The 11,626-nt window shown below is 33.5% G+C and carries 9 protein-coding genes; 2 read left to right on the top strand and 7 right to left on the bottom strand.

Translation table 11 applies throughout. From position 1 onward, the window contains the following. The first annotated feature begins 19 nt into the window (after positions 1 to 19). Together ACXR6G_RS12085 and ACXR6G_RS12090 are read left to right on the top strand one after the other, a co-directional pair. A complete protein-coding gene (locus ACXR6G_RS12085) occupies positions 20 to 1,861 on the top strand; it encodes a PAS domain-containing sensor histidine kinase (RefSeq protein WP_458361691.1) in 1,842 nt (613 codons plus the stop codon). Further along, positions 1,848 to 2,288, top strand: a complete 441-nt coding sequence (locus ACXR6G_RS12090; protein WP_458361692.1) for a response regulator — start codon at positions 1,848 to 1,850, stop codon at positions 2,286 to 2,288. Before ACXR6G_RS12085 ends, ACXR6G_RS12090 begins: the two co-directional genes overlap by 14 nt. 288 nt (positions 2,289 to 2,576) lie before the next feature. Here ACXR6G_RS12090 and ACXR6G_RS12095 read toward each other — a convergent pair whose 3' ends face one another. The 7 genes from ACXR6G_RS12095 to ACXR6G_RS12125 form a co-directional block, all read right to left on the bottom strand. Beyond that, positions 2,577 to 3,815, bottom strand: a complete 1,239-nt coding sequence (locus ACXR6G_RS12095) for a RidA family protein (protein WP_458361693.1) — start codon at positions 3,813 to 3,815, stop codon at positions 2,577 to 2,579. A 689-nt stretch (positions 3,816 to 4,504) separates the two neighbouring features. Continuing rightward, positions 4,505 to 5,896 carry a TlpA family protein disulfide reductase gene (locus ACXR6G_RS12100; RefSeq protein WP_458361694.1) on the bottom strand — a complete coding sequence of 464 codons (1,392 nt, stop codon included), beginning with the start codon at positions 5,894 to 5,896 and terminating at the stop codon, positions 4,505 to 4,507. A gap of 163 nt (positions 5,897 to 6,059) precedes the next feature. Beyond that, positions 6,060 to 6,356, bottom strand: coding sequence for an EamA family transporter (locus tag ACXR6G_RS12105; protein ID WP_458361695.1), 297 nt, complete (start codon positions 6,354 to 6,356; stop codon positions 6,060 to 6,062). After that, positions 6,323 to 7,447 (bottom strand): hypothetical protein, encoded by a 1,125-nt coding sequence (locus ACXR6G_RS12110; RefSeq protein WP_458361696.1) that lies wholly within the window; start codon positions 7,445 to 7,447, stop codon positions 6,323 to 6,325. Before ACXR6G_RS12110 ends, ACXR6G_RS12105 begins: the two co-directional genes overlap by 34 nt. An 802-nt stretch (positions 7,448 to 8,249) precedes the next feature. Then, positions 8,250 to 9,197: a TRM11 family SAM-dependent methyltransferase gene (locus tag ACXR6G_RS12115; protein ID WP_458361697.1), complete on the bottom strand. Its 948-nt coding sequence runs from the start codon at positions 9,195 to 9,197 to the stop codon at positions 8,250 to 8,252. Positions 9,198 to 9,518: 321 nt separating this feature from the next. Continuing rightward, positions 9,519 to 10,004: a DUF1456 family protein gene (locus ACXR6G_RS12120; protein WP_458361698.1), complete on the bottom strand. Its 486-nt coding sequence runs from the start codon at positions 10,002 to 10,004 to the stop codon at positions 9,519 to 9,521. A 404-nt stretch (positions 10,005 to 10,408) separates the two neighbouring features. Next, entirely contained in the window at positions 10,409 to 11,098 is a 690-nt protein-coding gene (locus ACXR6G_RS12125) for a hypothetical protein (protein WP_458361699.1), read from the bottom strand. Positions 11,099 to 11,626 lie beyond the last annotated feature (528 nt).

Consider the following 11,626-nt stretch of genomic DNA (forward strand, 5'->3'; position numbering starts at 1 on the left):
AAGACAACACTAACTGCCCATGACGACTTTGAAAGAAAATGAACTGACTTTTCAGTTAATGGTTGAGGCTTCGCCCAATGCTCTATTATTAATTAACAGTCAGGGGAAAATTGTATATCTCAACCATTTTGCGGAAACCTTATTTAAATACAGCAAGCAAGAGCTTATTGGTCAGGATATAATCAAGCTGATTCCCGAGCGATTTAAAAAGAAGCATTCTGATTTGTTTAAAACACATGTTCAAAACCCATTGAATAGGCAAATGGATGCGAATAAGGATCTGTATGGTTTGAAAAACGGGGGAGAGGAATTTCCAGTGGAAATTGGTCTTAATCCCATTGTAACAGTAGAGGGTATTCTGGTTTTAGCCTCAATTATCGATATTACTGAAAGAAAGAAGGCTAACGATCGTTTTCGATTAGTAGTTGAATCGGCTCCCAATGCCATCATCCTTGTTGGTCAGGATGGAAAAATATCCTTGGTTAACAAACAAACGGAGAATCTTTTCGGATATGCCAGAGAAGAATTGATGGGGCAGGATGTGGAAATATTACTGCCAGATAAGTTACGTGCAGCCCACCCTCAGCTTCGTAATATGTTTTTGAAAGCTCCACAGCCTCGAGCGATGGGTGCAGGTAGGGATTTGTATGCAAGAAGAAAGAATGGGTCCGAATTCCCAATAGAGATTGGCCTAAATCCGATAGAAACAGCGAATGGAGATCAGGTTTTAGCTTCAATTATCGATATTACTGAAAGAAAGAAGGCCAACGATCGTTTTCGATTAGTGGTTGAATCTGCTCCCAATGCCATCATCCTTGTTGGTCAGGATGGAAAAATATCCTTGGTTAACAAACAAACGGAGAATCTTTTCGGATATGCCAGAGAAGAACTGATGGGGCAGGATGTGGAAATATTACTGCCAGATAAGTTACGTGCAGCCCACCCTCAGCTTCGTAATATGTTTTTGAAAGCTCCCCAGCCTCGTGCAATGGGTGCAGGTAGGGATTTGTATGCAAGAAGAAAGGATGGGTCTGAATTCCCAATAGAGATTGGCCTTAATCCTATAGAAACTGCAAATGGCGATCAGGTTTTGGCTTCGATTATTGATATATCTGAAAGAAAGAAAATTGAGAACGCCCTACAATTAAATACTAAAAAGATAGAAGAAAAGAATAAGGAGCTCGAGCAGTTTACCTATATCGCTTCACACGATTTACAAGAGCCATTGAACACAATTATCAGTTTTGTGGAGCTGATTAAAGAACATTCTGAAGATAAACTTAATGAAATTGAGGAGAATAGCTTTCAATTTATTCATCAGGCATCTACACGGATGAAAAGCTTGATTAAGGGCTTGCTCGATTACAGTAGGTTAGGTAAAAAGGCAGAATCTAAAAAGACAAACTTAAATTTATTGGTTGAATCTGTTTGTTATGATCTTGATTATTTGATACAGACTTCGAATGCTAAGATTGTTTTAGGAGAATTACCGACAATATATGCTTATGAGACTGAATTGAGACTTTTATTTCAAAACCTGATCAGTAATGCCATAAAATTTATGGATGATGATAAAACGCCTGAAATACATATTCATGCCGAAAAAGAGAAGTCTGCTTGGCGTTTTTCGGTTAAGGATAATGGTATAGGTATTGATTCTAAGTATCAGGATAAGGTATTCATTATATTCCAACGCTTACATACTCGAACCGAATATGAAGGTACTGGAATTGGTTTGGCACATTGTCGTAAAATTGTTGAATTACACAATGGTGACATTTGGGTTGATTCTGAAGTAGGCAAGGGTAGTACTTTTAACTTTACTATAAACACGAATATTAAAAGTCATGAGGAAATTTGAAGGTTTAGATTGTATTTTATTGATTGATGACGAAGAAGCTAATAATTTTCTACATCGAATGATGATTAAGAAAGCGGGTATTGATACGTTTGTTCAAACGACTTACAATGGAATTGAAGCTTTAGAGTTCTTAACTTGCACTGGGCGATACGAAAGCAACGAGGCTTATCCTCAACCGGGTATCATCTTTTTGGATATCAATATGCCTTTAATGAACGGTTGGGAGTTTTTGGAAGAATACGATAAGCTACCTGAAGAGCAAAAAGGTCGAATTGTAATGGCTATGTTAACCTCAAGCCTTAATCAGGATGATGTTGATCGTTCTAAATTAAATATTGATTTAAAAGGTTTTATATCAAAACCACTTTCAGTTGCTAAGCTCAATGAAGTTATTGAAACTAATTTTGTGGAGATTGAAGATGTTTAGAGTTCGTTTTATATGATGAAGATGCTGCGTCCAAAATTTGGATATACTCTTTTTTATTCAATTTTGAGTTGATATAAAGCACGCTTTTGAATCTCCTTCAAAAAGCGACTGAGTTTTTCTCCTGTTTTAAAAACGCATCCTAAAATAAATTTTCTTTCTTCATTGCTGTGTAAATTATAAAAAATGACACAAAAAAATAGCTTGGGCATAACCCAAGCTATTTTTGTACTTACACAGTTTATGAGATATTGTCTTTTAAGACATGAAATCAATAACTGAAAGATCTTGTTACTTCGCAGGAGGTGTACCTTCAGCGTTAGAAACAACGGCATCAATTTGTACCAAAGCATCCATAGCAATAGCTGAAACGCCAATTACTGTTCTTGCAGGAAGATCGCCTTTGAAGAATGTTGTGTAAACTTCGTTTACAGCATCAATATCTGCGATATTTTTAAGGGCGATATTGATTTTAACTGTATCGTCCATATCATGGTCAACACTTTCAATAATTGCCTTGATATTTTTTAGACATTGTTCAGCCTGCTCTTTTACACCACCAGCTACTATTTCACCAGTTTTTGGATCGATAGGTAATTGACCTGAAATATGATTGTAATGAGAAAAAGCTACAGTGTGTGAGTATGATGCTTTTGGTGCATTCTCAGTATTGTTTGCTTCTATCACAAGTAGACTTGTGTCTTCAGGAAGTTGTGGGGGAGTACCATCTCCGTGTGACACAGCAGTATCAATTTGTACCAAAGCATCCATAGGTAAAGCTGAAGCGTTAACTACTGTACGTGCAGGAACATAGTTTGGGAAAAATTTTGCACAAACTTCGTTTACGGCTTCAACATCCGAGATGTTTTTAAGGAATATAGTTGTTTTAACGATATCGTTCATAACGTGATCGATACTCTCTAAAATTGCTTTAATGTTGTTTAAGCATTGTTCAGTCTGCTCTTTTACACCACCAGTTACCACTTCACCAGTTTTTGGGTCGATAGGTAATTGAGAAGTAAGGTTATTATAATGAGAAAAAGCTACAGTTTGTTTAGACACAGAACTCTTTGGTGCATTTTTCGTGTTTCTCGAAACTTTTACGAGAGCGCAAGCAGCTTGTGGAGCTGTACCTTCACCGTTTGAGATAAGGGTATCCATTTGTACCAAAGCGTCAGTCATAGGTAAAGCTGCAACAGCTACAACCGTCTGTGTAGGACGAGAGCCTTGGAAGAATGTTGTATAAACTTCGTTTACAGCCTCTAAATCTGAGATATTCTTAAGGAATACAGTGATTTTAACTACATCGTCCATATTATGGTCGATACTTTCTACAATGGCTTTAATGTTGTTTAAGCACTGCTCAGCCTGCTCTTTTACACCACCAGCTACCATTTTACCAGATTTTGGATCGATTGGTAATTGAGCTGAAATATTATTGTAATGAGAAAAAGCTACAGATTGTGTAGATACAGCACACTTTGGTGCATTCTCTGTGTTCCTCGAGTTTTTTACGATTACTGCACTCATATTATTTTCTTTTTTAATGTTTGTTGTTGTTATTTTTTATTGTGCGCCAAACATAGTCAAAAATTCAATAGTCTTGTCATAAAAGCAACTAATTTCAGATTGTTTTTTTTGACATGTAACTTGTTTGTTATTTGCAGAAATTTAATTGTCATTTTTCACCGACATACAAGCCGTTTTTGACACCCATATTTTCAAGATCATATCTCGCAATTGTAATGTCATCTTTTGTTCCTGTAGTTCTATCTGTGTAGTTTAAAGGTGATTCATTACATTTTGCAGAATCTTTCTTTATCGCTTTTTTTAGGTTTAATTCATGTCAACTGACCTAATCGTTATTATCACTTTTTCTTAAATTTACTGTTAACTTATAAACAATCGCATTGGCATTTATGATTAACAGTAAAAGCGGATTTATATCTCCGAACATGGTGATAACGAACACTTGTTTTATTCACTCTTGAAAACTAATAAATCAACAAATTAAACAGTAATAAGTAAAATAGGAGTTCATTTTAATTGAGATAAAGATTACTTTTTCGAAGTCTTCGAGACAGGCAACTCATCCACGTAATCACAAAAGTAAAAGCCACTCTCATAGGAGAATGGCTTTTTGAGGGTCTTGCTAAGTCTCATGGGCTTGTCAACGCCAATGAAATTTAGCTATTGTTAGCGGCTGTTTTAGTACTGTATTATAAATATTTGTCTAATATCTCATATATCTCCTTACTCGAAGGACGGGGTGCATCAATATCAATAATTCTACCGTCTTTATCAATTAAAATAAAACGAGGAATACCTCTAAACATATAAGAGTCTTTTATAGGCGAGTCAAACCCATCCTTGTCAATTACATGGATAGATTTGCTTTCTTCTTTTGAAATGAATTTCTCCCACCGTTTTTGTTTATTATCAAGGGAATAACTTATAAAAACAATATTCTTGTTTTTATAATGATCAATTAATTTATGAAGATGAGGAATTTCTCCAACACAAGGTTTACACCATGTTGCCCACACATCTACGTAAACATATTTACCTTTAAAATCACTTAATGAAACAACATTACCATCTTTATCTTTGGCACTCCATTCTGGTGCAGGTTTTCCAGCTGATAATTTCTCTTTTTTTGCTATAAGAGCTTCAGATATCTCAGTTAGTTGTTTTAGCAAAGACTCATCGTGTATTTCTTTTTTGTATACATCTAATACAGGGGCATATTCGTTTAATTTTAAGTAGAGCAACGAACGATTAAGATTTTTAAATAATGACAGCTCAACTAATCTCCGGTCTCTAACATTCTCTTTTACAAGCTCTATAAATGCATGCAATTTATCAGCCAACTCTTTTTTACCCTCCAATGTGTTTTTTGTCGTAGCCTGATTATTGTATAATATTCTTACAAGACTAATCACATTGGCATTTTCATTCAAATCAGGATCGTCAAAAGTAATTCCACTCATATATGTACCACCAAAATTTTTGTCGATGGGTTTACCCAAATCTTCATTGTCTTGTTCGAAAAAATATTCTTTTAGAGCTAAAATATATTTAATCTCCTTTTTTCTAAGTTGTTTAATGTTATCAGGTAAGCTCTTTTCGTCTTCAATAACTTTTACAAGTGAAGAATATAAATTCTGGTAACACTTAAGTTGCTCACCTGATTTTATTTCAGATTTATCAAAATCTGATTTTATTTTATTGATTTTGGTGTCATTCTCGTATAATATATTTGATAATTCGGAAGAAGTTCCACTATATTTAACATCAAACTTTTTATCATTATACTCAATTTGGATTTCAGCAACTCCCGATTGATCTATATAAATTGGTATTCTGAAATAGTCGAATAATCTAAGGTAATAGATTCCAGCTTTTAGATTCTCTGTTTTTATACAAAAACTACCGTTTGGATCTAGTTCGCACGTATAGTCATCGGCATATACAGACGAAGGTTCTAATGTTACACTTTTACAATATTCATCGGAAATTACACCTTTAATTTCGAATGACGCTTTTCTCTTATTGTTACACGACAAGATAATTAATGGTAAAACCATTATTAAAATATTTCTGATTTTCATATTATATTTTATTAGTTATTCTACTCATTCAGCATTGTTTTTAGGGCTATTTTAAAACGATGACTAATGAATTCTACGTAAGGTTTTTCTTTTTAAAAGCTTGGGAGTTTTCATTTCAGCTATTATCATACCAGTAAACATTAATAGTCCTCCTATAAAAAGACTATAACCAAAAGCTTTCGTTAAAATAAATAATTGCTGTAAGCGATGCAAAAATGGGTTCGAAAGCAAAGATGATAGCAGTAGTAAGTTCCAATATGTATTTTTGATAGTAATTTTGAATTGTATACATATAACTAGTAGCAAATATGGCTATAAACAAAAGAGCTTTCCAGGCTTCCTTACCAACAGGTAATTGTATTTCGCCATAGCTGCCTGATATCAACAAAGACATTAAACCAACGCAAGCAAACTGTGTGAATGATATTATTTTGTAATAAACTGTGTTGCCACATTCCATTTTATAAGATCATCGTCACTCATCCAGTGTACCCCATCAAATGGAGCAGCTTCTAAAGTATGAAAGTAAAAATTTGGACCATTTTGTTCACCTAATGCCATGGTGAAATATGAGATTTGATATTTGTGAGCAGGATGATCAAAAGGAATCTCTATTGCTGTAAGTCCGTTAAGGCAACACCATGAGTGGATGCCAATTTTTGCTCCTTTTTCTACAATACGTTCGATACCAGCACAAAAAAGATCAACGCCTCCCGAGGCGATATCACTATCAGCTAAAACTTTTGTGTTTAATCCAGCTTCGTGCAGTATTCTTCCTGTGTGCATATTCACTTGATCGTTTAACGACCCCTTAATCTTGCCTAATATTACGGTTCTTACCTCAGGATGATTTTCGATTAAATTTTTAATCTGCAGATAACTAATAGTGCCTAAATCACCCGATAAATAGGCATTATTATCTTTTATAGTTAATTCACTTGTACCAGCTCCTAGTAGAGTAGCATTGGCAGAATAATCAATTTCATAGCTTTCCGATAGGTCATTAGTTTTTAGATGAGAATGGCAAGTGAAATCTAATTCAGATTTATTATTAACACTTATTGTACTCTCTCCTTTGGCTTCAGAATCCATCAATGCAGAATCTAAAGAATCATGCCCATCCATAACGTCATCGAGATTCCCCGAAAACAAATAAGTTTGGGCTATAAATTCTGATTTGTCCGTATCTTTATTATTGGCTAAATGCAATAAGGTCTTTAACTTATTCTCTACCTTATATGAAGTTACCAGTATTAATTGTTTCTCCTCTTGCATGGGAAAAAAGAAGGTGATTTTATGAGATTGATCGTTGACTTTAATAATCCCTTTTTCAATGATTTTAATTTGAACGTTAACGACTGAATCGATATTTTCTGAGCTTACCCCGTTGTCATCATACTCTGTCCAGCATTTATTATTATACCACACACCATTTTTACAATCGCAGGCTTCTTTTGTATTTGCATTTTGGTAAACCAACGATTTAGTAGAGGAACAACTCGTAATTAAAATTGCACCCATTACGATTAAAAGGTTTTTCATTTTTCTCATGACATTTGTTTTAAATTAATGTTCTTAAAACGTGATAAATGCTGAGAAGTAGGGCAGAATTGATTAGAAATTATCGCATATTATTATAGTTCGATATTAAATATCGCCTTAATACAACTATAACCATAAATTATGATAATTTCATACTATATACCCAATCTTCTTAAGCTTTTAAATCACTTATTAGGTACATAGTACGTGTAGGTAAGAATACTTTCACGAAAGATCAGAATTAATTCCCAATGTCATTCTATGTGTTGGAATTAATTCATTTTCACGATCTAATCTGCTGCAAATATATCTAATTATTCAATAAATCAAAACTGATAGTATAAAAAAACATGTGTCATATTAAAATCCACTTCTCATCTATATTATTCTTTTTGAAAAACTGTAGGGATAATCCAATGAAGGATATTTAATGATTACTTTAAGTATATTTTCTTCTTTTTGTTTAGTCATCAAAATTACATTATAATTAACGTTAAAGCCTTCACATACGGGTTCTTTTGGTTTTGTCTTTTAAGATATCTGTATGGATATTTTTATACGTTAACTTGAGGATTTAACATCTCTGATATAAGAAGAATTGTGGCTAACTAGTATATGTGCACAAGTGCATATATTTTAACATATCGGATTTAAAAGTGCACAACACATCCAATATTAGAAGGTATTGTGTACATTTTTTATTTTCGAAAATAAATCTATTAAACAATAAGCTTTTAATAAAAAAAGCCACTCTTTTAAAGAAATGGCTTTTTGAGGGGTACTCACTTTTCGTAAACGGAAGGTAAATTACTTATTTATTCTTTTCACAAACCCATATTTCTCTAGCAAAATTTACCTTTCCTCTTTTGCTAACGCTGCAATAGTCTGATATTGTGAATCCTATATTGCTTATTAAGTTTGTAATATCTGAAGTAGATACAATAATAAGTCGATCTGTGATTTCTGCTGTCGACTCAATAATGTGTAAGATATCATTATCAGTTGCACTGGTGAACAAATTATATGGCAGGTCGATAATGGCAGCCTCATATCTTTTGCTAATGTCTTTTATATCGGAGTGATATATATTTGCAGTATAGTTGAAATGAGAAAGATTTTTTCGTGCATTATTACATGTTTTCTCGTTAATGTCGCAACCCTCAATATTATTTCCTGCAAAACAAGCTTCTAACATTATTGTGCCAACACCACAACATGCATCAAGCAGCTTAGTTCCTTTGTTTGTCTTTGCTGCAATGTTGACAAGAGATTTGGCAATACTTACACTTATTGAGTTACTGAATGAACATGGTTTTTGCTTGTGTTCATGCCAAGCTATATTGTTTTTAATCGAAACACCAAAATACCAAATGCCCTCGTAATAGCATAAAGCATAAGTTATTGTTGGGTTGTAATAATCGTGAATACCTTCAATGCTAAAGCCTATATCTCTTAACTTATTTAGCCTATCGGCATACCCAATTGTATCACCTTCAAAAACTAAATATTCAACTTTGAAACCTTCAACGCGTATACTTTCTTTTTTTATTTGATTTATTAGCGTAGAATAATCTTCAGAAAATGAAACAATATCGAGCCTTCTTTTAATGAAAGCACTGCATGAAGGTTCTACTTTTTTATCGGAAAAAACCAGTTTATTATTTTCTTCCTTATTAAAAATATATCTCGATTCTAGCTTGCATAAGTCCCTTTCAGTATCGTCACAATTAAGGACATATATATAGTTGTTTTTAGGCATGTTTTCTCATTCGTTCTTTTTTCTTTACTATTGAATTTGTCCTAATGACAAGTTCATTTTGATTAACGACTTGAGCTGAAAATTGTGTGGCATTCCGTAGAATAAAATACGAGTGTTCACATTTAGCCAACGCTTTGTTGTAAGCAGTTAATCGTTTCCTGTTAGTTTATGCCGTCCTATTAATTTTATCGAGCCAACAGGTTCGCACCCTAGTCTCTCACGATGTGTTTTATGAATTTTCATGTCATTCATCACACAGAGAAGCCAAATAGATAGGCAGATGACCCTACCTTCCTAAATTGGATTTCATTTCAAATATCTTTACTGTCTTGTGGAATCGTTGCCTAGCTTAGGCTTGTATTTCGCTTGCAATGCATTAAGAAATTGTCTTAAGTATTGATCCAAAAAATCTCGATAGGATTTATGATCAGGATTACGGAAAAAAGCACTCAACTCATGTTTGCTTATCTTTTTATCTATTAAGGCTAACATATCTAAGATGTCATCTGATTTCAAATCCAATGCAATTTTCAGTTTCTTAAGAATCATGTTATTGCTTAAAGGATCTTCTGGCTCTGGTAAAGGACCTTCTCTTTTTCCGCGTTTTTCAATGATTAATCCGTTAAGGAAAGTGGCCAGTTCTTTATCTGTGATTTCTAATAATGTAGGGTCATCATCTCTTTTTAACCAGTCACTCAAATCCGCTCTACTTACATCGTGATTGGTTAATTTAAAAAGGGCAATCATTTTAAGATCACTAAAGTCAAATAGGTAACGAACACGTCGTAATATATCATTATTGGTCATATTATCTTTTATTTGTTTTCACTTCATTCATAATTTTATTTTCCTAATCTAATTCCATCGCTACCGCACGATTAGCCTCGCTTTCGGTTGTCATCGTGTGGGTAGCGGGGGCTGCATATTATTTGACCTTAAAAGCAAAGACGATTTTATAAGATTAAACACAATCTTTTGTCCTTGATATTATTCTGTCCGTGTTATTATAGCAATGAATGGCAACGGTTTCCGGTAAGAACTGTTGCCATTCATTGCACTTCTGTATGTGTTTACTGCTAAAATTAATAAATACGCCAATACTTGAAATCCCTGCTTTCTGGCAAATGATTTTTACCGTTTGATATAAACAGGCCATCAATATAATGTTATCCATTTAACACTATTTATTGACGAAATACAAAGTTGTTTTATTATTCTTCAATAATTTTATCCAACAACTTTACACAAGCATTTTGAGCCTTACTGATGTCTTTATATATATTTTTATCTTGTTTCTCTTCATCAGTAGCATTATAGGCATCGACCGCTTTAATGTAATACTTCTTGGCACGTATGCCTTTGCTCATCAGCATAAACACATCAGCAATCGTCAGTAATTCTATATAACCAGGATTTTCCTTTTGCTCTATCAGTTCAATAACTTTTAATAGACTCTCTTCTGTTTTAACCCTGTGCTTTTCAGCGAATTTTAATGGCAAATGGTAATCTGTGTAAAGCGCAAAATGTGTGCTGGCTTTACTTTTTAGGTAAATAGTGTTGTCAGGATCTAAAGTTAATGCTTCGTTAAAGTTTTTTAGAGCTTCTTGCTCTTTTCCTTTTGTCTGCTTAAGGGCAACTCCCTTGTAATAATATCCTATTGCAATTTTAGGATCCAATTTAATAACAACATCGGCGTATAAAGACAATTTGTCAATATCCTTAGCTCTTTCCAAGCACTGACAAGCCAAAAGAACGAGTTCTAAGTTTTCAGACTCTTTTTCTAAGGCAACAATGATTTTATTTAATGCTGGCTTCACCTTACCAGAATAATACAACGCTTTAAGCGATTCGTAAGTATCTATTTTCACCACTTTCTTTTTCGCTTTAACCTCTTTACTCATAGAATTGTTTAATTATATTTTAATCTAATACTTTGCTCGTTGGAGTTGTTCATCTACCAAGGGGGCAAAGTTACAAATCAAAAAACAAATAGATTGCTTTTAGAGCCATCTATTTGTTTATATAAGATGAAAACTTACTTCATTAATCTTTTAGAACTAAAGAAATAAAATTAGGAAAAGGGAAATCAAGAGAAAATACCGATCTATCGTGGTTCGTTTTGGCAAAACATATGTAAGCTAAAAGCACGAAGTTTCGTAAATTTTTGTTAAGCATAAAAAAAAATAATTTAAACAAGTCTGCACATCGAATAATTCAATCCAGAATGGATTGTATCTCTATAGGTTTATGGGTTTTATTGTTGTTTGACTCCTATGGAGTCGTATTAATTAAGTATCTTATGTTTTTCTATAGATATATAAACCTTTTAGGTTCTAGTAAATAAAAAAAGCCCAATCTCATTTTAGTGAGATTGGGCTTCATATATTGATAAGGTTTAATCGGATATCTTTTATCCTTTCCTTCCTCCC

Source organism: Ancylomarina sp. YFZ004 (assembly GCF_054254355.1).

What these genes read in the sequence shown, in the direction of transcription:
- ACXR6G_RS12120 (WP_458361698.1), bottom strand. Translation starts at nt 10,004, where the DNA reads ATGACCAATAATGATATATTACGACGTGTTCGTTACCTATTTGACTTT.
- ACXR6G_RS12100 (WP_458361694.1), bottom strand. Translation starts at nt 5,896, where the DNA reads ATGAAAATCAGAAATATTTTAATAATGGTTTTACCATTAATTATCTTG.
- ACXR6G_RS12115 (WP_458361697.1), bottom strand. Translation starts at nt 9,197, where the DNA reads ATGCCTAAAAACAACTATATATATGTCCTTAATTGTGACGATACTGAA.
- ACXR6G_RS12090 (WP_458361692.1), top strand. Translation starts at nt 1,848, where the DNA reads ATGAGGAAATTTGAAGGTTTAGATTGTATTTTATTGATTGATGACGAA.
- ACXR6G_RS12105 (WP_458361695.1), bottom strand. Translation starts at nt 6,356, where the DNA reads ATGGAATGTGGCAACACAGTTTATTACAAAATAATATCATTCACACAG.
- ACXR6G_RS12085 (WP_458361691.1), top strand. Translation starts at nt 20, where the DNA reads ATGACGACTTTGAAAGAAAATGAACTGACTTTTCAGTTAATGGTTGAG.
- ACXR6G_RS12125 (WP_458361699.1), bottom strand. Translation starts at nt 11,098, where the DNA reads ATGAGTAAAGAGGTTAAAGCGAAAAAGAAAGTGGTGAAAATAGATACT.
- ACXR6G_RS12110 (WP_458361696.1), bottom strand. Translation starts at nt 7,447, where the DNA reads ATGAGAAAAATGAAAAACCTTTTAATCGTAATGGGTGCAATTTTAATT.
- ACXR6G_RS12095 (WP_458361693.1), bottom strand. Translation starts at nt 3,815, where the DNA reads ATGAGTGCAGTAATCGTAAAAAACTCGAGGAACACAGAGAATGCACCA.